This is a genomic window from Arthrobacter sp. 05L44 (assembly GCF_056397605.1).
Genome location: NZ_JBFTNS010000011.1, coordinates 17,369 through 43,206, shown reverse-complemented (window position 1 = coordinate 43,206; position 25,838 = coordinate 17,369). Strand labels below are relative to the sequence as shown.

General features: G+C 67.9%; 22 protein-coding genes and 1 rRNA gene. 17 read left to right on the top strand and 6 right to left on the bottom strand.

The window, feature by feature from the left end; translation table 11 throughout:
* The first annotated feature begins 2 nt into the window (after positions 1-2).
* From rrf to AC1DHY_RS15520, 15 genes are all read left to right on the top strand, one after another.
* A 5S ribosomal RNA gene (rrf, locus tag AC1DHY_RS15590) occupies positions 3-119 on the top strand.
* Positions 120-910: 791 nt separating this feature from the next.
* Positions 911-1,960: a hypothetical protein gene (locus tag AC1DHY_RS15585; protein ID WP_476903887.1), complete on the top strand. Its 1,050-nt coding sequence runs from the start codon at positions 911-913 to the stop codon at positions 1,958-1,960.
* A gap of 6 nt (positions 1,961-1,966) precedes the next feature.
* Positions 1,967-2,956, top strand: a complete 990-nt coding sequence (locus AC1DHY_RS15580) for an HAD-IIA family hydrolase (protein ID WP_476880034.1) — start codon at positions 1,967-1,969, stop codon at positions 2,954-2,956.
* A 10-nt stretch (positions 2,957-2,966) separates the two neighbouring features.
* Positions 2,967-3,230 carry a hypothetical protein gene (locus tag AC1DHY_RS15575; protein WP_476880033.1) on the top strand — a complete coding sequence of 88 codons (264 nt, stop codon included), beginning with the start codon at positions 2,967-2,969 and terminating at the stop codon, positions 3,228-3,230.
* Positions 3,227-4,051 (top strand): TlyA family RNA methyltransferase, encoded by an 825-nt coding sequence (locus AC1DHY_RS15570; RefSeq protein WP_476880032.1) that lies wholly within the window; start codon positions 3,227-3,229, stop codon positions 4,049-4,051. Before AC1DHY_RS15575 ends, AC1DHY_RS15570 begins: the two co-directional genes overlap by 4 nt.
* A 13-nt stretch (positions 4,052-4,064) precedes the next feature.
* Entirely contained in the window at positions 4,065-5,120 is a 1,056-nt protein-coding gene (locus AC1DHY_RS15565) for an NAD kinase (protein ID WP_476880031.1), read from the top strand.
* A 3-nt stretch (positions 5,121-5,123) separates the two neighbouring features.
* Entirely contained in the window at positions 5,124-6,863 is a 1,740-nt protein-coding gene (gene recN, locus AC1DHY_RS15560; RefSeq protein WP_476903886.1) for a DNA repair protein RecN, read from the top strand.
* A gap of 128 nt (positions 6,864-6,991) precedes the next feature.
* Positions 6,992-8,755, top strand: a complete 1,764-nt coding sequence (locus tag AC1DHY_RS15555; RefSeq protein WP_476903885.1) for a CTP synthase — start codon at positions 6,992-6,994, stop codon at positions 8,753-8,755.
* Positions 8,756-8,782: 27 nt separating this feature from the next.
* Positions 8,783-9,445, top strand: coding sequence for an NUDIX domain-containing protein (locus tag AC1DHY_RS15550; protein WP_476903884.1), 663 nt, complete (start codon positions 8,783-8,785; stop codon positions 9,443-9,445).
* The gene (gene xerD, locus AC1DHY_RS15545) at positions 9,445-10,449 is read left to right on the top strand and encodes a site-specific tyrosine recombinase XerD (RefSeq protein WP_476903883.1); all 1,005 of its coding nucleotides are present in this window, start codon (positions 9,445-9,447) and stop codon (positions 10,447-10,449) included. The genes AC1DHY_RS15550 and xerD overlap by 1 nt, the downstream gene beginning before the upstream one ends.
* 132 nt (positions 10,450-10,581) lie before the next feature.
* Positions 10,582-12,165 (top strand): HNH endonuclease signature motif containing protein, encoded by a 1,584-nt coding sequence (locus AC1DHY_RS15540; protein WP_476880104.1) that lies wholly within the window; start codon positions 10,582-10,584, stop codon positions 12,163-12,165.
* A 114-nt stretch (positions 12,166-12,279) separates the two neighbouring features.
* Positions 12,280-12,801 (top strand): RNA polymerase sigma factor, encoded by a 522-nt coding sequence (locus AC1DHY_RS15535; protein WP_476880105.1) that lies wholly within the window; start codon positions 12,280-12,282, stop codon positions 12,799-12,801.
* Between the two features lie 2 nt (positions 12,802-12,803).
* Positions 12,804-13,559 (top strand): hypothetical protein, encoded by a 756-nt coding sequence (locus AC1DHY_RS15530; protein WP_476880106.1) that lies wholly within the window; start codon positions 12,804-12,806, stop codon positions 13,557-13,559.
* Between the two features lie 35 nt (positions 13,560-13,594).
* Positions 13,595-14,095 carry an 8-oxo-dGTP diphosphatase gene (locus AC1DHY_RS15525; RefSeq protein WP_476880107.1) on the top strand — a complete coding sequence of 167 codons (501 nt, stop codon included), beginning with the start codon at positions 13,595-13,597 and terminating at the stop codon, positions 14,093-14,095.
* Between the two features lie 232 nt (positions 14,096-14,327).
* A complete protein-coding gene (locus AC1DHY_RS15520; RefSeq protein WP_476903882.1) occupies positions 14,328-15,203 on the top strand; it encodes a hypothetical protein in 876 nt (291 codons plus the stop codon).
* 112 nt (positions 15,204-15,315) lie between these two features.
* Here AC1DHY_RS15520 and AC1DHY_RS15515 read toward each other — a convergent pair whose 3' ends face one another.
* The 4 genes from AC1DHY_RS15515 to AC1DHY_RS15500 form a co-directional block, all read right to left on the bottom strand.
* Entirely contained in the window at positions 15,316-16,467 is a 1,152-nt protein-coding gene (locus AC1DHY_RS15515; protein ID WP_476903881.1) for a bifunctional 2-methylcitrate synthase/citrate synthase, read from the bottom strand.
* Between the two features lie 61 nt (positions 16,468-16,528).
* Positions 16,529-17,431 carry a methylisocitrate lyase gene (gene prpB, locus AC1DHY_RS15510; RefSeq protein WP_476880108.1) on the bottom strand — a complete coding sequence of 301 codons (903 nt, stop codon included), beginning with the start codon at positions 17,429-17,431 and terminating at the stop codon, positions 16,529-16,531.
* The gene (locus AC1DHY_RS15505) at positions 17,431-18,951 is read right to left on the bottom strand and encodes an MmgE/PrpD family protein (protein ID WP_476880109.1); all 1,521 of its coding nucleotides are present in this window, start codon (positions 18,949-18,951) and stop codon (positions 17,431-17,433) included. Before AC1DHY_RS15505 ends, prpB begins: the two co-directional genes overlap by 1 nt.
* Positions 18,944-19,603: a GntR family transcriptional regulator gene (locus AC1DHY_RS15500; RefSeq protein ID WP_476903880.1), complete on the bottom strand. Its 660-nt coding sequence runs from the start codon at positions 19,601-19,603 to the stop codon at positions 18,944-18,946. Before AC1DHY_RS15500 ends, AC1DHY_RS15505 begins: the two co-directional genes overlap by 8 nt.
* A gap of 183 nt (positions 19,604-19,786) precedes the next feature.
* Here AC1DHY_RS15500 and AC1DHY_RS15495 point away from each other — a divergent pair, with 183 nt between their 5' ends.
* Positions 19,787-21,697 (top strand): propionyl-CoA synthetase, encoded by a 1,911-nt coding sequence (locus AC1DHY_RS15495; RefSeq protein WP_476880489.1) that lies wholly within the window; start codon positions 19,787-19,789, stop codon positions 21,695-21,697.
* Here AC1DHY_RS15495 and AC1DHY_RS15490 read toward each other — a convergent pair.
* Complete coding sequence (locus AC1DHY_RS15490; RefSeq protein ID WP_476903879.1) at positions 21,694-22,413, bottom strand: response regulator; 720 nt, start codon at positions 22,411-22,413, stop codon at positions 21,694-21,696. The two genes, AC1DHY_RS15495 and AC1DHY_RS15490, sit on opposite strands and share 4 nt — an antisense overlap.
* Positions 22,410-24,125: a sensor histidine kinase gene (locus AC1DHY_RS15485; RefSeq protein WP_476903878.1), complete on the bottom strand. Its 1,716-nt coding sequence runs from the start codon at positions 24,123-24,125 to the stop codon at positions 22,410-22,412. The genes AC1DHY_RS15490 and AC1DHY_RS15485 overlap by 4 nt, the downstream gene beginning before the upstream one ends.
* Positions 24,126-24,259: 134 nt before the next feature.
* Here AC1DHY_RS15485 and AC1DHY_RS15480 point away from each other — a divergent pair, with 134 nt between their 5' ends.
* Positions 24,260-25,627, top strand: coding sequence for a cation:dicarboxylate symporter family transporter (locus AC1DHY_RS15480; protein WP_476880421.1), 1,368 nt, complete (start codon positions 24,260-24,262; stop codon positions 25,625-25,627).
* The last annotated feature ends 211 nt before the right edge of the window (positions 25,628-25,838 follow it).

The window sequence follows — 25,838 nt, the reverse complement described above, 5'->3', positions numbered from 1 at the left end:
GTTACGGCGGTCATAGCGTGGGGGAAACGCCCGGTCCCATTCCGAACCCGGAAGCTAAGACCCACAGCGCCGATGGTACTGCACCCGGGAGGGTGTGGGAGAGTAGGTCACCGCCGGAACACTATTACAGGTCGAGAGCCTCCAACCACAAGGTTGGAGGCTCTCCCACTTTAACCACCCATATCGTGGCAGGTACCCCGCACCAAGTCGCTGGTCCACGGACGCACGCCGGTCCACGCCGGCGCTGCCCTGTGAGACGTAACACCGCAGGGCCGGAATCCGCGCATCCGTTAGCCCGGCCGGGGCGGCTCGCCTAGAATTGATAGAGATGTACGGACTTCGAAGCGCTTGATTTCGGGTTGCGTAGGAAACGAGACACGGAAATAGAGCGGCTGCGATTGCGCCAGTGGTCAGCTCACAACAGGAGGAATCCACCATGGCTGAGCACAACGACGGCAACCGCGGCGGCAAAGACCGCGGTAACTTCGGCGGGGGACGGAACTCCGGCGGCGGGGGATTCCGCGGCGCTAACAACTCAGGCGGGGACCCCAGGGGCTTCCGTTCGAGGGATGACCGTACCGAGGGCTCCCGGCCGCCCCGTAGCGAAGGCGACCGTAAGCCGTTCACCGGTGGGGATCGGGATCGTAAGCCGTTTGGTGATCGTCCGTCGCGTGATGGTGGTGAGCGYCGGAGTTTTGGTGGGGATCGGGATCGTAAGCCGTTTGGTGATCGTCCGTCGCGTGATGGTGGTGAGCGCCGSAGTTTYGGTGGAGACCGGGACCGCAAACCCTTCAGCGGCGGAGATAACCGCAAGCCGTTTGGGAACCGCGACGACCGTCCTGCCCGCAGCTTCGACCGCGGCGATTCCGGGCCCCGGCAGTTTGGCCGCGACCGCGCCGAGGACCGCCCCGTGCGCGAGCCGAACGCTAAGGACCTGCGCAGCGCCAACCGGCCCGACCGTGAGCGTTCGCCCCAGATCGACGAGGACGTCACGGGCAAGGAACTGGACCGCGCAACGCAGCACCAGATCAAGACTCTCGAGGAAAACAGCGCTTCCTGGGTCGCGCGCCACCTGGTGATGGCCGGCCGGTTGCTCGATGAGGAGCCGGAGCTCGCGTTCCAGCACGCTTTGGCCGCCAGCCGTCGCGGCGGCCGCCTCGCTGCAGTCCGCGAAGCCGTCGGTCTCACCGCCTACGCCGCTGGCCACTACGGCGAGGCCCTCCGGGAATTCCGCACCTACCGCCGCATCAGCGGATCCAACGTGCACCTGCCCGTGATGGCCGACTGCGAACGTGGCCTCGGCCGTCCGGACCGCGCACTGGATATGGCTCGCTCCGAGGAAGCCAAAGACCTCGACGCGCCCGGAAAGGTGGAACTGGCAATTGTCGCCGCCGGTGCCCGCACCGATCTCGGACAGCTCGACGCAGCCGTCTCCGAGCTGGAAATTGTCCAGCTCGACATCAACCGCGCCTTCTCCTACAGCCCGCGCCTTTTCCGCGCCTACGCTGACGCCCTGACCGCCGTCGGCCGCGAAACGGAAGCCGGCAAATGGCAGCGCCAGGCCGTTGTCGCAGAAAACGCCCTCGGCATGGGCGTCGACGAGGAACCGGACATCATTGATCTCGGCTGGGACGAGGAAGAAGAAGCCCGCGAAGAGGCACAGCGCCGCCGGATCCTGCAGCAGCAGTCCGCCGAGCACTCGGCAGCCGCTGCCGGTGAGTCGGCACCGCAGGCCGCCAGCGCCGAATCCGTTGCCGGCCTCGCCGAAAACCCCGTGTCCGGGTCCGCCGCGCAGGATCTCGAATCCGGCTCCGATGACGAGGAGGCTGGTTTCTTCGAATCCGACGACGCCGAATCGGATCAGGATTCCGTGGAAGCCGACGAGCTGGAGTCCGACGATTCCAACGCCGACGACTTCGGCTCCGAGGACACCCACCGCCCGGATCGCGCGGAGGACTGATCCCTCATGGCCGACGCTGAGCTGATCTCCAGGTTCGACGCCCTCCTGTCCGACCTCGACGGAGTCGTATACGCCGGTCCGCACGCCATTCCCGGCGCTGTGGAATCGCTGCAACGGCTGGCAGGCATCGGCGTCGGACTGGGGTACGTCACCAACAACGCCTCGCGTTCGCCGGCCGAAGTGGCGCAGCACCTGCGCGACCTCGGCGCCCCGGCCGAGGAACAGCAGGTGGTGAGTTCGCCGCAGGCCGCCGGCGAGCTGCTCGCGTCAATGCTGCCCGCCGGGGCCCGCGTCCTGGTCACCGGCGGCGACGCCCTGGCCCGCGAAATAGAACTTGCCGGCCTGGTTCCCGTCCGCAGCGAGGCCGAGGACCCGGTAGCCGTGGTTCAGGGCTTCCACCCCGACCTCGGCTGGAAGGACCTCGCCGAGGCCTCCTACGTGGTCGCGGCCGGCGCCCTGTGGGTCGCCACAAACACCGACATGTCCATTCCCCAGGCCCGCGGCATCGCCCCCGGCAACGGCACCCTCGTTGCCGCCGTCGCCGCCGCCACCGGGAGGCAGCCGCTCGTCGCCGGAAAGCCGGAGGCGCCGCTGTTCCACGCAGCCGCCAAACGGCTGGCGGCCGACCGCCCGCTCGTTGTCGGTGACCGGCTGGACACGGACATCCTCGGCGGCAACAACGCCGGCTTCGCCACGGTGGCCGTGCTGACCGGCGTCGACACGCGTGAATCAATCCTTGCTGCCCGCACTATGGAGCGGCCGACCTTCCTGATCAACGACCTCACCGACCTCTACCGGCCCTACCCGGCCGTGGAGCACGACGGCGGCCACTACCGCTGCGGCGCGGCGACGGCGTCCGTGGAGAGCGCCACCGTGCGTGTCAGCGGTGACCCGGCGGACCTCGACTCCTGGCGTGCCGCCTGTGCCGCCTGGTGGGCCGCGAACCCTGAGACGTCCACAGCCCTTGCGCCCGGCCTTGAGTGGCTGGATCACTAGACTGGACAGCATGACCGAGCAGAACCCTTTTACTGACGCCCGCCAGGAGACTGCCGGCCCCGAAAATTCCGACGCCGGCGTTGACTGGCCGGAACACACGGGGGAGACCGCGGTGGGGGATCCGACCGTCGACTCCCTCCTGGCACGCCTCGGGGAGCTGCCGGAGCTGCCGGTTGCCGCCCACGGCGAGGTATATTCCGGTCTGCACGACGACCTCGCGGCGGCGCTGAATGAAGACGTCTCCGGGTCAGCGGCGGGGGACACCTACCGATGACCCGGCTTGACCAGGAACTTGTCAGCCGCGGGCTGGCGAGATCCCGTACCCACGCTGCCCGGCTCATCGGTGAAGGAAAAGTCAGCTCCGGCGGCGACGTGCTCGCCAAGGCGTCCCTGCAGGTCCAGGACGGAACTGCCCTGGAGGTAGCCACCACCAGCGAAGACGAATACGTCAGCCGCGCCGCCCACAAACTGGCCGGCGCGCTGGACGCCTTCCCCGCCGTCGACGTCTCCGGCAAACGCTGCCTCGACGCCGGTGCCTCCACCGGAGGTTTCACGGAAGTGCTGCTGCGGCGCGGCGCGGACCACGTCGTGGCGGTCGACGTCGGGCATGACCAGTTGGTCCCGCAGATCCGGCACGACCCCCGGGTGGCCGTCCATGAAGGCCTGAACGTCCGTTACATGACGCCGGAAGAGATCGGCGGCCCGGCGGCGGTGACGGTGGCCGACCTGTCGTTCATCTCCCTGACCCTCGTGGTGGCGCCCCTCGCGGCATGCACCGTCCCCGGCGGCGACCTCGTGCTGATGGTCAAACCACAGTTCGAGATCGGCAAGGACCGGCTGGGCCGCACAGGCGTGGTCACCTCAACGCGGGAGCGCCGCCTGGCCGTGACCAAAGTGGCGGCCGCCGCGATGGATGCAGGCCTGGAACTGCAGGGGCTGGCCCAGAGCCCGCTGCCCGGCCAGGACGGAAACGTCGAGTACTTCCTGTGGATAAAGCGCGGGAACCGGACAGACCTGCCTAAGATCGAGGAGCGGGACGCAGCCGTTGCTGCGTTACTCGGAACGATCTGGCCAGAACAGCACGAGAAGCACTAGAAGGCGGAACCCGATGAGCAGGCGCGTCCTCATCCTTGCCCACACCGGCCGCGAGGAGTCCCTCAAGGCCGCCTGGGAAGCGTGCGCCCAGTTGCATGCCTCCGGCATCGTTCCCGTGATGCAAAAATCCGAACTCGGCGACATGGTCCGGTTCTTCGGACGGCTGGACCAGCCGGTCGAGGTGCTCCACGACCACGTCAAGCTTCCCGACGTCGAGCTTGTGATGGTGCTCGGCGGCGACGGCACCATCCTGCGCGCCGCGGAACTGGTGCGGGAGGTGGATGTGCCCCTGCTGGGCGTCAACCTCGGCCACGTCGGCTTCCTCGCCGAAAGCGAACGAGCAGACCTCGCCCAGACCGTGGAATGGATTGCCAGCCGGCAGTACACCGTGGAAGAGCGCATGACCATCGACGTGCAGGTCTGGGTCCGCGGCCACAAGATCTGGCACACCTGGGCGCTGAACGAGGCCGCCATCGAGAAGGGCAACCGGGAACGGATGCTTGAGGTGGTCACCGAGGTGGACGAGCGCCCGCTGACGTCTTTCGGCTGCGACGGAGTGGTCCTCGCAACCCCCACCGGTTCCACCGCCTACGCCTTCTCCGCGGGCGGACCGGTGGTATGGCCGGAAGTGGAGGCCCTGCTGATTGTGCCCATCAGCGCCCACGCTCTCTTCGCCAAGCCCCTGGTGGTCTCGCCCAGGTCGCGGCTCGCCGTGGAAATCCTGAACCGCACCGACGCCCAGGGCGTGCTGTGGTGCGACGGCCGGCGCTCCGTGGACCTCCCGCCCGGCGCCCGCGTGGAGGTGACCCGCTCGGCAACCCCCGTCCGGCTGGCCCGCACCCACCAGACACCGTTCTCTGGTCGTCTGGTCCGCAAGTTTGAATTGCCCATCCAGGGCTGGCGCGGTCCGGTGCCGCAGACCGGCATGATCCATACCGGGCCGGTCCCGGTGGTGCGCACCCCGCGGCCGATGCCGCCGCTGCCCACCCCGCCGCCGTCCACCCCGCCAAAAGCAGGGCCGCAACACGCAGACCCCGGCGCGCCCACCGACCCCTCGACTGCGAAGTGACCCATGCTCGAAGAACTTAGAATCCGCGACCTTGGCGTCATCACGGATGCGACGCTGCCCCTGGGCCCTGGCCTCAGCGTGGTGACCGGCGAAACCGGTGCCGGCAAGACCATGGTGGTCACCGCCGTCGGCCTCCTGCTGGGGGCACGGTCCGACGCCGGTGCCGTGCGCAGCGGCGCCAAGAGTGCGTCCGCCGAGGCGGTGCTGAAGCTCGACGTCGGCCATGCCGCCATCAGCAGGTCCCGTGAAGCCGGTGCCGAGGTGGAGGAGTTCGACGGCGGCGCGGAACTGCTGCTGGCCCGCAGCGTCGGCGCCGACGGCCGCAGCCGTGCCTACCTCGGCGGCCGCGCGGCCCCGGTGGGAGTGCTCGCCGAGATCGGCGGGACGCTGGTGGTGGTCCACGGCCAGTCGGACCAGATCAGGCTGAAGAGCCCGGTGGCACAGCGCGAAGCCCTGGACAAGTTCGCGGGGGAGAACCTCGCCGGCAGCCTGGCTGCCTACCAGGAGCTGTTCGGCCACTGGAAGGCCAGCCAGGCCGAGCTGGACGAACTCCGCAGCGCGGCCCGTGAACGGCTGCGCGAGGCGGAGTCCCTTGAGGCGGCGCTGGCAGAAATCGACGCAGTCGACCCGCAGCCCGGGGAGGATGAGTCACTCAAGGCCGAAGCCGTGAAGCTCGCCAACGTCGAAGAGCTCCGCATCGCGGCCAGCGCAGCCCATCAGGCCCTCATTGCCGAGGACTTCGGTGAAGAAGCCGATGCCACCACGCTGGTGGACGCCGCGAAACGAACCCTGGAGCACGTCGCCGAACACGACAGCGAACTGGGCTCCGCGGCGACCCGGCTGGCGGAAGTAGGCTTCCTCCTCAACGACATCGCCGGTGACCTGGCCAGCTACCAGGCTGCCCTCGACACGGAGGGCCCGGAACGGCTGGCCGAAATTGAGGACCGCCGCGCCGCGCTGGCCAAGCTGGTCCGCAAATACGCACCGAGCATCGACGAGGTCCTGGTCTGGGCGGAGCAGTCCCGCGCCCGCTACGAGGAACTCCAGGACGACTCCACCCGGATCGAGGCGCTAGACGCCGAGGTGGCGCGGGCGGAGACGGACCTCCGCAAGCAGGCCGCGGCCATCAGCAAGGCCCGGAAGAAGGCCGCCAAGGACCTCTCCGGCCGGGTCAGCGCCGAGCTGACCGCCCTGGCCATGGCCGATGCCACCCTGGTCATCAATGTCGACCCGGGGGAGCAGCTGGGCCTTTTTGGCGCCGACGAGATTTCCTTCCTGCTGCAGCCGCACTCCGGCGCGCCCGCCCGTCCGCTGGGCAAGGGGGCCTCCGGCGGTGAGCTCTCCCGCGTGATGCTCGCCATCGAGGTGGTGCTGGCCGCCGTCGACCCGGTGCCGACGTTTGTCTTCGACGAGGTCGACGCCGGCGTCGGCGGCCGTGCCGCCGTCGAAATCGGCCGCCGGCTGGCCATGCTGGCACGGCATGTCCAGGTCCTCGTGGTCACCCATCTGCCGCAGGTGGCGGCCTTCGCCGACCAGCACATCCGGGTCACCAAAACCTCGGTGCGGGGCGCGGACGGCGCCACAGCGACCGGCTTCACCTCCAGCGACGTGACGCTGCTCGACGAGGCCGAGAGGGTCCGCGAACTGGCACGCATGCTGGCAGGCCAGGAAGACTCGGAATCCGCCCGGGCCCACGCCCAGGAACTGCTCGACGACGCCAAGCTCCTGCCGCAGCAGGCGTGACTGCCGGCCGGCGGCTACCGGTCACAGCCCGGCGGCCCGCTGGCCGGGCTGGTTGCCCCTTTGGCGGCCGGCGGTGACTGGGATGACCATCACAACGGCGTTTTAGCGATCCAAGAAAGACCGAATTGATGATAGGCTCGAACTCCGTGGTGCAGCGATCAAATTCCCGTGTAAATTCCCGGTTCCCGGGCTCGTCCAAGACGACCAAACACATCTTCGTAACCGGTGGTGTGGCGTCCTCGCTCGGAAAGGGACTGACGGCTTCGAGCCTCGGTCACCTCCTGCGGGCACGCGGCCTGTCTGTAACTATGCAGAAGCTCGATCCCTATCTGAATGTGGATCCGGGCACGATGAATCCCTTCCAGCACGGCGAAGTCTTCGTCACTGACGACGGCGCCGAAACGGACCTCGACGTCGGCCACTACGAGCGCTTCCTCGACGAGAACCTCGAAGGCTCGGCCAACGTCACCACCGGCCAGGTGTACTCCACGGTCATCGCCAAGGAACGCCGCGGCGAGTACCTCGGCGACACCGTCCAGGTCATCCCGCACATCACCGATGAGATCAAGCGCCGCATGCGGCTGCCCGCTGAGGGCAAGAACGCCCCGGACGTGATCATCACCGAGATCGGCGGCACGGTCGGCGACATCGAGTCCCAGCCGTTCCTCGAGTCCGCCCGCCAGGTGCGCCAGGACGTCGGCCGCAACAATGTGTTCTTCCTGCACGTCTCCCTGGTGCCTTACATCGGGCCGTCACAGGAGCTGAAGACCAAGCCGACGCAGCATTCCGTAGCCGCCCTGCGCTCCATCGGCATCCAGCCCGAGGCAATCGTGATCCGTTCGGACCGCGAAGTGCCGCAGGCGATGCGCGAGAAGATCGGCCGTATGTGCGACGTCGACATCGACGCCGTGATTGGCTGCCCGGATGCGCCCAGCATCTACGACATCCCGAAGACGCTGCACTCCCAGGGACTGGACTCCTACATCGTCCGTGCCCTGGACCTGCCGTTCAAGGACGTTGACTGGACCAGCTGGGACAAGCTCCTCGAGGCCGTCCACAACCCCAAGCACGAGGTCGAGATCGCCCTCGTCGGCAAGTACATCGACCTGCCTGACGCCTATCTGTCGGTGACCGAGGCGTTGCGTGCCGGCGGCTTCGCGAACAACACCAAGGTCAAGATCCGCTGGGTCCCTTCGGACGAATGCGAGACCCCGGAAGGCGCGGTCAAGTCCCTGGCCGGCGTCGACGCGATCTGCGTCCCCGGCGGCTTCGGCATCCGCGGCCTCGAGGGCAAGCTCGGCGCCCTGAAGTACGCCCGCGAATCCAAGCTTCCGGTCCTCGGCCTGTGCCTGGGCCTGCAGTGCATGGTCATCGAATACGCCCGCAACGTGGTCGGCCTCGAAGGCGCTTCCTCGTCCGAATTCGAGCCGGACTCCAAGTACCCGGTGATCGCCACGATGGAAGAGCAGCTCGACATCGTTGACGGCAAGGGCGACCTCGGCGGCACCATGCGCCTGGGCCTGTACGAGGCCAAGCTGGACGAGGGCTCGGTCATCGCCGAAACCTACGGCACCACCACGGTCAGCGAACGCCACCGGCACCGCTACGAGGTCAACAACAAGTACCGCGAGCAGATCGCCGCCCAGGGCCTGGTGTTCTCCGGAACGTCGCCCGACGGCAAGCTGGTGGAGTATGTAGAGCTTCCCCGCGAAGTCCACCCGTACTACGTGGCCACCCAGGCGCACCCGGAGCTCAGCTCCCGGCCCACCCGCCCGCACCCGCTGTTCGCGGGGCTGGTCAAGGCCGCCCTGGACCACCAGCACGGTGCAGGCCAGCCGGTAGCCGCCACCGGCAAGGCTGCTTCCAAGACCGCCGCGGCAGAGTCAAAGTAAACCGCAACTGAATTAAAGGACGGCGCGATGCCCGGTAAGTCTGAGACTCCCCATGCTGCACAGCAGGTTTCGGATGAGCCGAGCCCGCGCCGTCTTTTGTCATCAGAGAAGGTCTACCAGGGCCGGATCTGGGATGTGGTCAGCGACAGTTTCCAGCTAAGCGACGACGGCGAACCCCTGGTCCGGGACTACATCGACCACCCGGGCGCCGTGGCCGTCCTCCCGATGAACGAGGACGGCGAGATCCTGCTGATCAAGCAGTACCGGCACCCCGTGGGCATGGCCCTCTGGGAAATTCCGGCCGGACTGCTCGACGTCGAAGGCGAGGACTTCGTGGTTGGCGCGGCCCGGGAACTTGCCGAGGAAGCCGACCTGGTGGCGGGGACGTGGAACGTCCTGGCAGACTTCTTCAACTCGCCCGGGTCCTCCAGCGAGGCCATCCGCATCTACCTCGCCCGTGACCTGAGCGAGGTACCGGGCCACGAACTCCACGTCCGCACCGATGAGGAAGCGGAGATCGAACTGCACTGGTTGCCGCTGGACGACGCAGTCGCCGCCGTGCTGGAGGGACGCCTGCACAACCCGTCCGCCGTCGTCGGCGTCCTCGCAGCAGCCGCGGCCCGCGCTGACGGCTACCAAGGACTTCGCCCGGCCGGCGCGCCGTGGCCCGCCCACCCCAGCCAGCGCTGATGACAGGTCTGCTGGCAGCCGAACCGCCCGCCGCGGTGCCCGAACCGCCCCGGCCGCCGAGCGCCGTCGACCGGGCCATCACTGATTACCTCCAGCACATGGGCGTCGAACGGGGCCTGGCTGCCAATACGCTCTCCGCCTACCGCCGCGACCTGGCCCGCTACGCCCGGCACCTGGCCGGCGCCGGCCGGCGTCGTCCGGAAGAGATCACCCGCCGCGACGTGACTGCCTTCGTGCAGGCGCTCTCGGACGGCTCCGACGGCGGATCCGCCCTGGGCGTGCGTTCGGCTGCGCGGACCGTCGTCGCTGTCCGTGGACTGCACAAATTCTGGGCGCTCGAAGGCCTCACGCCCACGGATCCCGCCAGCGACGTGCACCCGCCCATGCCCGGAAAGCGGCTGCCCAAGGCCATCACTGTCGAAGAGGTCACCCGGATCCTGGAAGCCGCCGGAACCGACACGCCCACCGGGCTCCGGGACCGTGCCCTGCTCGAATTCCTCTACTCCACTGGGGCGCGCATCAGCGAGGCCGTGGGTCTCGACGTCGACGACATATCGCTGCAGGGCGAGAACGATCCGGCGGCCGGCGGCCCGGCGATTGTCCGGTTGTTCGGTAAGGGCTCGAAGGAGCGGATGGTGCCGTTGGGGTCCTACGGCGCCCGTGCGCTGGACGCGTACCTGGTCCGGGGGAGGCCGCTGCTGGCCACCAAGGGAAAAGGAACGCCGGCGCTCTTCCTGAATGCCCGGGGTGGCCGGATCAGCCGCCAAAGCGCCTGGACCATCCTCAAAGCGGCCGCTGACAAGGCCAACATCACCAAGGACGTCTCGCCTCACACCCTTCGGCATTCGTTCGCCACCCACCTGCTCGAGGGCGGGGCCGATGTCCGCGTTGTCCAGGAGCTCCTGGGCCACGCTTCCGTGACCACAACGCAGGTCTACACCCTGGTGACCGCCGACACCCTGCGCGAAATCTACGCGGCCGCGCACCCGAGGGCGTTGGGCTAGGGCTGTAGCTTCGACGGCGGCCTGGTGCTGCCGGCGGATGGTGCCGCTACCCCCGTGGTGCCGGTAACCGGGCCGGCCGTCAGGCCCGCTGAGTCTTCCGTTATTGTCGGTGGTCGTTCATATGCTGGGGGTATGAAAAGCGGTGTGGCTTTCAGTGCGGAGGTCGAGGCGGCGGCGGCAGATGTCGCCCGGTCCGCCGCCGCGCTGGCTGACCTGACAGCGGCGGGGGAGACCCCTTCTGAATCCGGCTTGGCGCCGAAGGATGCGGATTCGTTGCGGGATCTGGCCGACGGATGTCTGGACGGGCTGGCCGGAGTTGCCCGGTTGGAGGCGCGGCTTGCGGCCCTGAAAGTCCGGTTCGCCGCGGAGTATGCGCGTACGGTTGCGGCGATGGCGCCCCCGGACGACTCACCGCGGGAGTGCACCATGCGGGAAATGGCGGTGGTCGCGGAGGTCGCGTGTGTGCTGTCCGTCAGCGAACGCAGCGCCGGGTCCTTGTTGGCGGAGGCCCATGTTCTGACGACGTCGTTGCCGTTGACGCTGGCAGCCCTGCACTCCGGATTGATCTCGTGGCAGCATGCCCGGATCATGACCGACGAGGCTGCGGTCTTGGGGCGGGCCGGGGCGTCGGCGCTGGAGGCACACTTCCTGGACATGGGCGCGCCCGATCACGCCCGCGGGTGTCCGGCCGGAGAGCTCGTGCCGGGCCGGTTTCGGGCCAAGGTCCGCACCTGGCGTGAACGCCACCACCCGGCGAGCATCGAAACACGCCACACCAAAAGTGCCGCTGACCGGCGGCTGGAGTACTGCCCGGACAGGGACGGGATGGCCTGGCTATCGGCCTACCTGCCGGCGGATACGGCCGCGGGGATCTGGGAACGCACCACTGCGGCCGCCCGCGCCCTCCAAAGGCCCGGTGAAACCCGGACCCTGAGCCAGCTGCGCGCCGACATCGCGGCCACCTGCCTGCCGGACACCCGCGCAGGATGTGATGTCGCTGGTGTGCCGTCACCGCGGGCCCAGGTCCTGGTCACCGTCCCGGCACTCTCGCTCGTAGGTGTTACCGACGAGCCAGCGCTTCTGGACGGGTACGGTCCGATTCCGGCATCGATGGCACGGCGTCTGGTCTCCGATGGTGCGGAGTCGTTCTACCGGGTCCTGACCGATCCGCGTGATGGGGCACCGCTGGAGATTGGCCGGACCAGTTACCGGGTTCCGCGGGCGATGCGGCATTGGCTGCGGCTGCGCGACGGGAAGTGCCCGTTCCCCGGCTGCAACAACCAGTCGCTGGATAACGACGCCGACCACGTCCTCGCCTGGGCAGATGGCGGAACCACCGGGATCAGCAACCTGGGCCAGCCGTGTCCCAAGCACCACCGCCTTAAACACGGAACGGCCTGGAGGCCCACCGGCGCCACCCGGACCGGCCCGCCCGGCTGGATCTCACCCACCGGCCGGCACTACCGCAGCGAACACCAGGACTGGGAACCTCCGGTGTTACCGCCCGGGCTGTTGGCGGTGGACGGGCTGTTGGCGGGGGGAGCGGCCAGAGACCAGTGCATGCCAGAGGACGTGGCCGGGGAACCGCCGGAGGAAGCCGGGCCGGACTGGGACGCCTTCATGGACGTGCCAAGGCACGTCGGCGAGCCGGAGCATCCGGAACCGTTCATGACGATGGAGAGCTGGCTGGAAGCGTGGCTGTTCCAGCCAACCTGATCGAGTCCTGCCTGCGGGCGGTGGACGGAAAGGCAGAGCTGGGAAAAGTTCTTGGCGCTTCCTGTAAGAAAACGCCCGCCACGGGACACATAGTGGTCAGGAAGAAGTCATTCAATGCCCGGGGGAAGCACCATGCTGGCTGCCAAAGAGCAAGCGTTTATTGACCTGCACGCACAACACTCCGCGCAGGTCTACCGCTACATTGCGTGCCGCCTCAGTGACCGGTGCCGCGTCGAGGAGTTGGCTGCGGACGTTTTCCGGATCGCCTGGGAAAAGCAGCTGGCGGAGCCGCCCGGCATTGGCTGGCTGCTGGCGACGGCCCGGAACGTTATCGGCAACGAGTACAAGGGCCGGCGCCGGCGGCAGGAACTTATTGAGCGGCTCAAGGACGAGGCCCGCAATCACACGCCGGGTCCCAACACCGAACAGCGCGCCGCCGTCGCGGAAGTCCTGGTCCGGCTCAGGGAACGCGACCGTGAGGTGCTGATGCTCAGTTACTGGGACGAACTGACCACTGCTCAACTTGCCGCCGCCCTGGAATGTTCACCTTCCGCCGCCGGAGTCCGCCTCCACCGGGCCCGCCAGGCTTTCGCGAAAGCGGCCCCATCCCATCTCATGACCGAACGGAAGGACTAGCCATGGACCGCATCGAAGAGCTCATGAAAGATGCCAAACCACGGGTAGGAGTTCCAGGCGCCGCTCCGGGCAACGACTCGGTCCGTTCCCTCGTGTCCTCCTCGGACCCCGACGTCGTGCACCTGGCCCACCGCGTCCCGGCACGGCGCAACCGGCTGCGCGCCGTGGCGGGCACCCTTGTGGCCGCCGCGGCGGTCATCGCCGCCGTCGTCGTTGGCGGAAACCTGATGCAACCCCAAGCGCCCAGTCCGGCCCAGTCAGGTATCCCGACGACGGCGCCCGCCACTCCGTCGCCCAGCGCCCCGGCCTCCCGCCCTCCTGCGCCGCCAACCACCGCCCCGGCGACCAGCGCCCCCGCAGCCCTGACCACGGGCGGTGTTGCCTGCACGATGGCCAACGTCGATCAGCAGCGAAGCGACCAGCAGCGGGCCATCATCCCGGTTCCCGCCAATGAACGCCGCTACTACACAGTGCTCGGCTGCGCGGACGGCTGGCTGGCCTACTCCACCTCGGACGAGGGGGCAAAAGCCATGCACCTCGACGGCGGCAACGCCTGGTTCAACATCGGCAAATTGCAGAACGGCCGCTTCCTGGTCGATTACCAGCAAATCTGGTCCAGTGTCTTCAACTGGGAATTCCAGGCCACGAACAACCAGGGGCTCACCCCGCAGCAAGCCATGGACAAGCAGTTCGCGGCTATTGGAATCCCGGTCCAGCTGCGGTCCCGGCTGGTCGGCGACGGTCCGGCGGGCAAGTAGCCGGAGCCGACGGCGGCGGCGCTAGGCTGGTGCACATGAATTTCACACCCGTCACCCTGTGCTTCCTGCTTCGTGACGGACAGCGCGGCGCCGAGGTGCTCCTTGGCCTCAAACGGACAGGGTTCGGCACAGGCAAGATCGTGGGCGTCGGCGGCCACGTCGAACCGGGGGAGACCGACGCCGAGGCAGTGGTCCGGGAAGTCTGGGAAGAAATCGGCGTGGTGGTCCGCCAGCAGGACCTCGCCGGCGCCGGCCGGGTGCAGTTCGTCTTCCCTGCCCGGCCCGAATGGAACATGGCCTGCAGGCTCTTCACCACGCGCCGGTGGAGCGGCGAACCCGCCGACAGCCGGGAGATAGCGCCCGAATGGTTCGCCGTCGCGGAGCTTCCGCTGGCGCGGATGTGGCAGGACGCCGAACACTGGCTGCCCCCGGCGCTGGCCGGCGAGACGATCGACGTCGTGGTGGTCCTCAATGAGGACAACGAAACGGTGGCCTCCGTCCGCTACCCGACCCGCCACGGCCATCCGCCTGAGTAAACCGCCCGGGTAAACGCCTGACTAGCCCGCCTGGGATCTGGATGCCGGACACAGCAAACACGGGTCTCCCACGTACAAAGACAAGAATCCGGTGATGCGAAAACGTGATCCCGGCGCTGCCCGCAATGCCGTGACGTGGCCGGTAGCCTGAGGTTCGAACACTGCGCCGCGGCAACCCATCCATCACTCCGCCAGGCCACAAGCAGCACACCGACCACTTTGAGGGCAGGGCATGAACGCGAACAATCAGGACTATCCGGACGGGGAGCTCTTCGACGAGGATTCGTCGAACTCCGGGGGACGCCGGCGCTGGCCGTGGGCGGTCGCCATCGTTGTGCTAGCCCTTGCGGCCGTCGGTGGCGGCATTGCCGTGGCCGCAAACATGCGGTCAACCGATCCGGCCCCCGCTGCGGCATCGACCGCGTCTGTCGTGGCACCCACGGCCTCAACGGAGCCGACCACGCCGCCGTCGACCCTCACGGCGACGTCCGCAGCCGCAACGCCGTCGCCGTCATCAGCGACCGCGACGCACGCAACGGATACGGCCACAGCCGCGGTGGTCAACGGCCGGTACGTCAGCCCTTCCGCCGGGGTCTCCTTCCAGCTGCCCGACCGCTGGACGGCGGAGGAATCCACCGACCGGCCGGCCGGCTACCCGGGAACCTCCATCATCGTCTTCAACGAAGCCCGGATGCAGGTGGCTGAGCTGTACCACGGCGTCACCGGCGGCGTCGGCGGCGCCTGCGGCCCGGGTCCGTACAAAATGACTGAACTGGACTCCGCACCGGCCTTGGATGCGCCGTGGGCCAAGGCGCAAGGAGTCCGGTTCTCCTTCCGTGTCCTGGACATGCGGGCGGACGGGGGCGCCTTCGATTACCAGGTTGGGTTGGTGGACAAGGTGAGCGGCCAAATCAAGGACAGCTGCCTCATGTACTCCTTCGCGTCCGGTGCGCCGAAGGGCACGCTGGCCTTCGCCGACCGGACTCACCAAAGCCCCGGGCACGACGATCCCATCTTCAACACGATGGCCGAAGCCAAGGATTACCTGAAGTCCCCGGAGTACAAAAAACTCAAGGCAATGATCCTCAGCTTGCAGATGCAGGGATAACAGCAAAAAGCGCGGGCCGTCCACCTTCAATGGTGGGCGGCCCGCGCTTTTTAGTGCCTGGCGTTTGATGCCGTAGCCGGCTTGTGGTGCCGCGGCCGGCTACGGCTCGCTGCTACGGGACGTGCCGTTCCTCGACGCCGTTGTACTCGCTCAGAGGACGGATCAGCGAGTTCGAATCCAGCTGCTCCATGATGTGCGCGGTCCACCCGGTGATCCGGCTGGCCACGAATAGGGGCGTGAACGTGGGGGTGTCGAAGCCCATCAGGTGGTAAGTCGGGCCGGCCGGGTAGTCAAGGTTGGGCTTGATGGCCTTCGCCTGGTCCATGGCGGTCTCGAGCCCGTTGTAGAGGCCCAACAGTTCCGGACGGCCGTAGTGCGCGATCATCTTGTCCAGGGCCGCCTTCATGGTGGGAACCCGGGAGTCGCCGTGCTTGTAGACGCGGTGGCCGAAGCCCATGACCTTCTTCTTCTGTGCCAGGGCGTCTTCCATCCACGCCTTCGCGCGCTCGGCAGCCTCTTCGAGCGACTCTTCCTGGCGGATGCCGATCTCGTCGAAGGTGTGCATCACGGCCTCGTTGGCGCCGCCGTGCAGCGGGCCCTTGAGCGCGCCGATCGCTCCGGTCACGGCCGAGTGCAGGTCCGAGAGCGTCGAGGTGATGACCCGGGCCGTGAAGGTCGAGGCGTTGAAGGAGTGCTCGGCGTAGAGGATCATCGAGACGTTGAAAGCCTCGACGACCTCCTGCACCGGTTCCTCACCAAAGGACATCCAGAGGAAGTTGGCCGAGTAGCCGAGGTCGTCGCGCGGGGCCACCGGTTCGATGGGGCTTCCCTCGGCATGCCGGCGGCGCTGGTCGTAGGCGACCACGGCCGGCATCGCCGCGAACAGGTCAACAGCTTTGGCCATGTTGGCCTCGCGCGAGGAATCCTCGGCGAGCGGGTGCCGGGCACCGAGCACCGAGGTAGCCGTGCGGCAAACGTCCATCGGGTGCGAGGTCAGCGGCAGGGCATCGATAACCTGCTTGACCACCGGGTCCAGGGCGCGGCCGGCACGTTCCCGGGCGGTGAACTGGGCCAGCTGCTCAGCTGTGGGCAGTTCGCCGTTCCACAGCAAGTAGGCCACTTCCTCGAAGCTGCACTTGGCGGCCAGCTCCTGGACGGGGTAGCCGCGGTAGAGCAGCGAGTTGGTGTCCGGGTTGACCTTGGACACCGCGGTGTAATCCACCACGACGCCGGCAAGGCCCTTTTTGATCTCATTTTCAGCCATGCTGAAACTCCTTTGTTCCTAACGCCTGTTGACCGGCCTGGGCCGGCGGTCCGGTGGTGAGTCAGACACCTGGGATCTGGAAGTTGAAGACCCCGGTATCAAAACGGTTGTAGGCCTCGTAGTCCACGAGGTCGTAGAGACGCGCACGGGTCAGCATGCTTGAAACCTGGGCCTCCTGGGTGCCGTCGGATTGGATCGATTCCAGAGTACGCTCAGCAGCGCCCATGGCACTACGGAGCAGCGTCACCGGGTAGATCACCATGTTGACGCCGACGCCGGCCAGCTCATCCACCGTAAAGAGGTCGCTCTTGCCGAACTCGGTCATGTTCGCGAGGATCGGCACGTCCACGGCGTCGCGGATGGCCTGGAATTCGCTGAGGTCCTTCATGGCCTCCGGGAAGATCGCGTCCGCACCGGCCTCGACCAGGGCCCGGGCCCGCTGCTGTGCCGCCTCGAGGCCGTCGGTGGCCCGGATGTCGGTCCGGGCCATGATCAGGAAGTTCGGATCCCGCCGCGCGTCCGCAGCGGCCCGGATCCGCTTGGTGGCGGTGTCCAGGTCCACGACGTTTTTGCCGTCGAGGTGCCCGCAGCGCTTCGGGTTGAACTGGTCCTCGATGTGCAGTCCGGCCAGGCCTGCGTTCTCAAGTTCCTGGACGGTGCGGGCCACGTTCATCGGCTCGCCGAAGCCGGTATCGGCGTCGACGATCGAGGGCAGGTCCGTCATACGGGCGATCTGCCCGGCCCGGGTGGCCACCTCAGTGAGCGTGGTCAGCCCGATGTCCGGCAGGCCAAGGTCGTTGGCCAGCACGGCACCGGAGATGTAGACCCCGGCGAACCCCTTCTCCTCGATCAGCCGCGCGGACAGCGGGTTGAAAGCGCCGGGGAACTGCTGGATGGTCCCGGACGCGAGCAGTTCCCGGAACCGGATCCGCTTCTGTTCCGGAGTGGTCTTCGAATACAGCATCAGAAGAGTCCCTTCGGTGCGGCTGCCAGGTCGATCACGCCGTCGGCTGCCTTGATGTTCAGCTGGTCGAGCTCGCCGGCGGCCAGCTCGGGGAGACGCGCCGCCGCGGCGAGGAAACGCTCGATCTCGTCCTCGGCCACCAGACCGGCGGCCAGGGTGCGGAACTTGTTGACGTACTGTTCCCGGGCGAACGGACGGGCACCGAGCGGGTGCGCGTCGGCGACCGCGATCTGGTCGGTGATGACCGTGCCGTCCTTGAGCGTGATTTCGACGGAACCACCAAAAGCCTTCTCGGCGATGTCCAGGGAGTGGTAGCGGCGCGTCCACTCCGGATCCTCGACGGTGGTCACCTTGTGCCACAGCTCCACGGTGTCCGCGCGGCCGGCACGTTCCGGGGCGTAGGAATCCACGTGGTGCCAGGCTCCGTCCTGGAGGGCCACCGTGAAGATGTAGGGAATGGAGTGGTCCAGGGTTTCCCGGCTGGCCGTCGGGCTGTACTTCTGCGGATCGTTGGCACCGGAGCCGATCACGTAGTGCGTGTGGTGGCTGGTTTTGATCAGCACGGACTCGACGTTGGCCGGGTCGGTGACCTCGGGGTGTTCGCCGTGCAGCTTGCGGGCGAGGTCGATCCACGCCTGCGCCTGGTATTCGGCGGAGTGCTCTTTGGTGTACGTGTCCAGGATGGCGCGCTTGGCTTCGCCGTCCTCGGGGAGCGGAACACTGTAGTTGGCGTCCGGGCCGTCGAGCATCCATGCGATGACGCCGTCCTCGCCCTCGTAGATCGGCACCGGGGAGGTCTGGCCGCGCATGGCGCGGTCGGCCGACTCGACGGCCATCTTGCCGGCGAAGGCCGGCGCGTGGGCCTTCCAGGTGGAGATCTCGCCCTTGCGGGACTGCCGGGTGGCTGTGGTGGTGTGTAGGGCCTGGCCGACGGACTGGAAGATGGTTTCGACGTCCAGTCCCAACAGGGTGCCGATGCCGGCCGCGGCGGACGGGCCGAGGTGGGCCACGTGGTCAATCTTGTGCTTGTGCAGGCAGATGGCCTTGACCAGGTTGACCTGGATTTCGTAGCCGGTGGCGATGCCCCGGATCAGGTCCTGCCCGCTGGCCCCCACGTGCTGGGCGACGGCGAGGATCGGCGGGATGTTGTCGCCCGGGTGCGAGTAGTCCGCGGCCAGGAAGGTGTCGTGGTAATCGAGTTCGCGGACAGCGACGCCGTTGGCCCAGGCAGCCCACTCCGGCGAGACCCGCTCTTCGATGCCGAAGACCTTGGCGCCCTTGCCGCCCGTGCTGGGGCCGTGGGTGAGCGCCTGGGCGCGGGCCGCGACGATCGGAGCGCGGTTCAGGGAGGCGATGGCCACGGAGGCGTTGTCGATGACCCGGTTGATCACCATGTCGGTGACCTCGTCGGAGACCGCAACGGGATCCGCCGCGACCTTGGCGATCTTGTGGGCGAGCTGGTCTTCGCGGGCCAGGTTTTCCTCGCTCTTGTAAACGCGGACGTGGTGTTCCTTAACCATGGTTCTCCTTGTAGTGAGGTACGTGGGTGGCTTTGACGTGGGAAAGGCTGCGGTGCAGGTGCACGGTGGTGGCCGCTTCGGCGAGCCGCGGGTTGCCGGCCGCGATCGCCTCGGCAATCGCGGCATGCTCGGCGGCCGCGGCGGTGAGGCGCTCGGCGTCGTCGGCGGCGAGCCGGCGGACCCGGACCAGATGGACGCGCAGGCTGCGCATGGCCTGCACCAGGTAGGAGTTGGAGATCGCGGCATCGATGGCGGTGTCGAGCCGCCCGACCAGGCTGTAGTAGTCGTGCCGGGCCGGATCGGCGCCGTTGATCAGCTCGGGTGCGTCCAGGAGTTCACGCCGCAATTGTTCGAATGTGGCGGCGTCGCCGCGCTCGGCGGCCAGCCTCGCGGCCTTGCCCTCCAGGGTTTCGCGGAGTTCGAAGAGCTCGTCGATGTCCTCGAGGGAGATGTCGGTAACGACGACGCCGCGGCCGCCCGCCGTCGTCGTGAGCCCTTCAGCGGTCAACCGGCTGAGCGCCTCCCGGAGCGGGGTCCGCGAGATGCCAAGCCGCTCGGACTGTTCCACTTCGGCGAGGACCGTACCCGGAGCCAGGCGCCATTCGATGATGTCCTCGCGCAGGGCCGCATAGGCCTTGTCGCTGGCGCGCATACTGGGTCTCCTTCCTCGGCTGACCACCCCATTGTATACACAGTTCTGCGAAAGACCCAGAGTGCAGCCGTATTTCCCGCCAAAATCGAGAGTATCGGCGCTCGCTGTATACAAACCTCTTGTGGCGGGCCATGTGCCCGGCTACCATTAGCTGCATCACATCGTCGTGGACGGGATCAGCTTATGGACACCGCAAACTACCGGGACAGCTACGAGCGCAGCATCGGCGAGCCGGAAGCCTTCTGGCTGGAAGCCGCCGGCAAAGTCACCTGGACAACCCCGCCCACCAAGGCCCTCGATTCCGGCCGCGCCCCGCTCTACGGCTGGTTCCCCGACGGGGTCATGAACACCTGCTACAACGCCCTGGACCGGCACGTGGCGGAAGGCCGCGGTGCACAGGACGCCCTCATCTACGACTCCGCCATGCTGGGCACCCAGCAGCGCTATAGCTACGCCGAACTGACGGACCTCGTGGCCCGGTTCGCCGGGGCGCTGCGCAACCAGGGGGTGGGCAAGGGCGACCGTGTGGTCATCTACATGCCGATGATCCCGGAGGCCGCCATCGCCATGCTCGCCACGGCCCGGCTCGGAGCCGTCCATTCGGTGGTATTCGGAGGCTTCGCGCCCAAGGAGCTCGCTGCCAGGATCCTCGATGCCGCACCCGCCGCCATCGTCACAGCCTCCGGCGGGATCGAACCGTCCCGGCGCATCGAATACCTGCCCGCCGTCGCCGAAGCCCTCGAGCTCGCCGGCGCCCCCGGAACCCCTGTGCTGGTCAAAGCCAGGGACGGCTTCGCCGCCTCGGCCGCTGACCACCCCGGCTGGCTCGACTGGGACGCGGCCATGGACTCCGCGGAGCCCGCCGCTCCGGTGGACGTCCTGGCCACGGATCCGCTCTACATCCTTTACACCTCCGGGACCACCGGGACGCCCAAGGGAGTGGTGCGGGACAACGGCGGCCACGCCGTCGCCTTAGGCTGGACGCTGGAGAACATCTACGACGTCGGCCCGGGCGATGTGATGTGGACAGCCTCCGACGTCGGCTGGGTGGTCGGACACTCGTACATTGTCTACGGGCCGTTGCTGGCCGGCGCCACCACGGTGATCTATGAAGGCAAGCCGGTCGGCACCCCGGACGCCGGCGCGTTCTGGCGCGTCATCGAGGACCATAAGGTCAACGTACTGTTCACGGCCCCGACGGCGCTGCGGGCCATCCGCAAGGCCGACCCCGAGGCCAGGCTGCTGGAGCAGTACGACATCTCCAGCCTGCGGACCCTCTTTGCCGCCGGGGAACGGCTCGACACGGACACCTTCCACTGGGCGTCCGGAATCCTGGGCGTCCCCGTGGTGGACCACTGGTGGCAGACCGAGACGGGCTGGGCCATCTGCGCCAACCCGCGGGGCCTGGACGGGCTGCCGATCAAGGCCGGGTCGCCGAGTGTTCCCATGCCCGGTTTCCGGCTGCGGATCCTCGACGGCGCGGGGCAGGAGGTTGAGCCGGGCACCGAGGGCAACATTGTGCTGGGACTGCCGCTCCCGCCGGGCACCCTCACCACCCTCTGGCGTAACGATGAGCGGTACATCTCCTCCTACCTGCAGGCCTTCGAAGGCTGCTACGCCACCGGGGACTCCGGCTACAGGGACGAGGACGGCTACCTGTTTGTAATGGGCCGGACGGACGACATCATCAACGTCGCCGGGCACCGGCTCTCCACCGGGGCCATGGAGCAGGTGATCGGCCAGCACCCGGCCGTCGCCGAATGCGCCGTGATCGGGCTCGCCGACCCGCTCAAGGGCCAGCGCCCCAGCGGGTACGTGGTGCTCAAATCCGGGGTGGACGTGCCCGAGGACGTGCTGGTCACGGATCTGGTCGCCCTGGTCCGGCGCGACATCGGCGCCGTGGCGGACTTCAAACACGTCACCGTGGTGGACGCGCTGCCCAAGACCAGGTCGGGCAAGATCCTGCGTAAGACCATGCGCCAGATCGCCGACGGGGACGACTACGTGGTCCCGTCCACCATTGAGGACGCCGGGGTAATCGACCAGCTCCTGGAGACCCTGCGCCCGGGCGCCGCGGGGGAGCAGCCCGCCTAGGATCCCGGCCGGCTCCAGCGGTATTCGTTCTCCGGCCGCCCGGGCGCGCCGTAGCGGGCGGTGCGGGACACCGTGCCGGCGTCGGCGAGATATTCGAGGTAGCGGCGTGCTGTCACCCGCGACATCCCGAGTGCGTCCATAACCTCGCTGGCCGACACCGCCCCCGATTGCAGCTTCATGAACTCCCGCACGGACTCCAGAGTGGACCCTGACAGGCCCTTCGGCAGGGGCAGCTCCGATGGTGCGCGCAGGCTCGCAAACGCCTGGTCGACGTCGCTTTGGGACGCGCCGGGTCCGGTGCCTCCGACCCCCGGGGAGGCGAGCTGCTCGCGGAACAGCCGGTAACTGCGGAGCTTGTCCGCGAACGTCGCGTAGGTGAACGGCTTGATCAGGTACTGCACGACGCCGGTCGCCACGGCGCTGCGGACAATGGACAGTTCGCGGACGGCGGTGATCGCGATGATGTCCGCGAAGAGGCCGGCAGCGCGCATCCGGCGGGCGATATCAAGCCCGTGCAGGTCCGGCAGGTTCATGTCCAGCAGGACCAGTTCCACGGGCTGCCCGGCGGCCGACAGGTCCGTCATCAGGCGCAGCGCGGACTGCCCGTCCGGGGCGGAGCCGGCGAGGGTGAAGCCGTCCAGCCGGCCGATGTACGCGGCGTGGGCAGCCGCTGCGATCGGTTCGTCCTCGACGACGAGTACGCGGATATCGCTCATTGCTGTTCCTCTGTTGTCCCGGCTGGATCCGCCGCGGCTGCCGGCGCCGTCGGCAGCGTGACACGGAACAGTGCCCCGGCCGGGCTGGTGATTGTCATGCTACCGCCCAGCCGCTGCACCGCCTGCCGGACCAGCGCCAGTCCGAGTCCGCGACCGAAGGGGCCGGACGCCTTGGTGCTGAAGCCGTGCCGGAAAACGTCCTCCACGGCGGCCGGGTCGATGCCGGGGCCGCTGTCCTCCACCGAGATCTCCAGGGCACCGTCCCCGGCTACGACTGACAGCTCCACCAGCCGGGGCGGGGGCGCGTCCGCTGCCGCGTCGATCGCGTTATCGAGCAGGTTCCCGAGGATGGCCACCAGGTCCTGGACGGCCAGCCCGGTGACCGCCGTCGACCCGCCCGTGCTGAGGGTCAGCTCCACGCCGCGTTCGTGGGCCTCCGCCACCTTGCCCATAACGAGGGCGCCGAGTACCGGTTCCTCGATGGAACTGACGAGGTCGTCTGTCAGGCGCTGGCTGAGCTCGAGGTCCTTGGTGGCGAAATCCAGGGCCTCGCCGCCACGGCCCAGTTCCATCAGGGACACGATGGTGTGCAGCCGGTTCGCGTGCTCGTGGGTCTGGGCCCGCAGTGCGTCGGAGAGGGTCCGCATGGTTTCCAGTTCGCTGCCGAGCGACTCGATCTCGGTGCGGTCCCGGATTGTCGCGACGGTGCCGTATACCGGAGGACCGGCCGATCCCAGGCGTTGCCTGACCGCGGGGGAGCGCGGCCCCACAGCCGGGCCCTGGTTGACCACCAGCACCCGCGGGCCGGTCAGGTGGATTTCATCCTGCGCGGTACGGCCGGATTCGAAGAGTTCCTTGAGGCTGGGGGCCAGGGGCAGTTCCGCGAGGGCCAAGGCCCCCTGTCCGCGGCCGTTTGCCGCACCGCCATCCGCCGGACCGCTTGCCACCGCACCGCCGTCGACCGGGCGCGGCGGGACCCCGAGCAGCGCGGCGGCCTGGTCGTTGTACATGACCACCTTGCCCCGCGGATCGATCAGGATCACCCCCTCCCGGACCGAGTGCAGCACCGACTCGTAGTACGCGAAGAGCTGCGCGAGCTGTTCCGGTCCCCAGCCCCGGGTCACCCGGCGCAGGTAGCGTCCCAGCAGCCAGGACGCGACGGAGCCGCCAGCCAGGAGGGCGACGGCGATGGCCAGCAGGGCGGGCAGGCGGCCGGAAAACGCCACGTCCACCGTCCCCACTGTGACGCCGGCCGCCACCAGCGCACGGACGTGCCCGTCCGCGTCCTTGACGGGGGCAATCGTGCGCACCGACGGGCCAAGGGTGCCGGCCATGATTTCGGTAAAGACCTGGCCCTGCAGCGCGGCATCGATCGAGCCGATGTACGGCTTCCCGAGCTCCTCGTTGCGCGGGTGGGTCCAGCGCGTCCGGTCCGGCGCCATGATGGTGATGAAGTCCGCCCGGGCGTCGCGCATGACCTTCAGGGCGTAGGGCTGGAGCCTGGCGCTGGGATCAGGGGCGCTCGCCGCCTCGAGGACCAGGGGGTTGTCCGCCACCGCCGTGGCGATCCCGGCCATCCGCCGGCCGGCCTCGTCATAGGCGTGGTCCCGGGCGTCCACAAAGGTCGCCGTGCCAACAACTGCGGTGAGGGCCAGCATAAACAGCAGGTGGGCAACAAAGAGCCTGCGCGCGATGCTCCAGTGGTGGATCATCAGCACCCTCCATGACCAATATGAACGCAACGGTGATGCGCGTCACTTCATCCCCAATGATGGAGGAACACGCAGAACGGACGTGATGCGAACCCCAAGCCGCATCACAGTCCAGCCTATCCAAGGAGAACACCATGGCCTCTCAACGAGGAGAGTCAGCGGCAGTCGCCGCGGCGCCGGTCAAAAAGCGCAAGGGGCTGGACAAGTCCCACTACCTTTACATTGCAGTCATTGTCGCCGTCGTCCTCGGCGCCCTGGTGGGCCTGATCTTCCCCGAGGTGGGTAAGTCGCTCAAGCCGCTGGGCGACGGGTTCATCAAGCTCATCAAGATGATGATCGCTCCCGTCATTTTCTGCACCATCGTGCTCGGCATCGGCTCCATCGCCAAGGCCGCCACGGTGGGCAAGGTCGGCGGCCTCGCCCTCGGCTACTTCATCGTTATGTCCACCTTCGCCCTGGCGATCGGCCTGGTTGTCGGCAACCTGATCCACCCGGGTGAAGGGCTCAAGCTCGCCCCGTACGATCCCAACAAGAAGGCCGCCACGGACAGCACCGTCGACTTCCTGCTCGGCATCATCCCGTCGGACATCCCCGTCCTGCCCACCCTGCTCGCCGCCATCCTGGTTGGCTTCGCACTGCAGAAGATGGGCGCCCAGGGCACCCCGATCCTGAAGGCCATCGGCCACGGCCAGGCCCTGGTCTTCCGCATCCTGATCATGGTCATGTGGCTCGCCCCGGTCGGCGCCTTCGGTGCGATCGCCGCCGTCGTCGGAGCCACGGGCGTGCAGGCCATCATCAGCATGGCCACCCTTATGGTCGCCTTCTATATCACTTGTGCTGTGTTCATCGTCGTGATCCTGGGCGGCCTGCTCCAGGTGGTCTCGGGCGTCAACATCTTCCGCCTGATGAAGTACCTCGGCCGCGAATACCTGCTGATCTTCTCCACGTCGTCCTCCGAGGCTGCCCTGCCCCGCCTGATCGCGAAGATGGAACACCTCGGTGTGTCCAAGCCGGTGGTCGGCGTGACCGTTCCCACCGGATACTCCTTCAACCTCGACGGCACGGCCATCTACCTGACCATGGCCTCCCTGTTCGTCGCCAACGCAATGGGCACGCCGCTGGACCTCGGCGCCCAGATCTCGCTGCTGGTCTTTATGATCATCGCCTCCAAGGGCGCCGCCGGTGTCACCGGCGCCGGCCTCGCCACCCTGGCGGCCGGCCTGCAGGCGCACCGCCCCGAGCTCCTCGGCGGCGTCGGCATGATCGTCGGCATCGACCGCTTTATGTCCGAGGCCCGGGCGCTGACCAACTTCACCGGCAACGCTGTGGCCACCGTCCTGATCGGCACGTGGGTCAAGGAGATCGACGGCGGCCAGGTTGAGCGTGTCCTCTCCGGCGCCGAGCCGTTCAACGAGCAGACCATGATCGCCGGCCACGCCAGCGAGCAGCCCGCCGCCCAGCCGGCCGGCGAGACGGCACGGCCCGTTCCGGCCAACGCCTGAGCACCTGCCCGCACGCACTGAAACCGCCCGGACGCGCACCCGCGTCCGGGCGGTTTTCTTCGTCCTGCCGGCCCGGCTTGCGGCAACCCTCGACCTCTACCAGAAGGTCAAGGCGCGCGGAACGGCGGTTGTCAAGGTCCGTCGAATACCGTGTCGGGGCCTGTAACCTTGGGAGGAATAACGATCCGCTCCGGCAGCCCGTGGGCAGAAC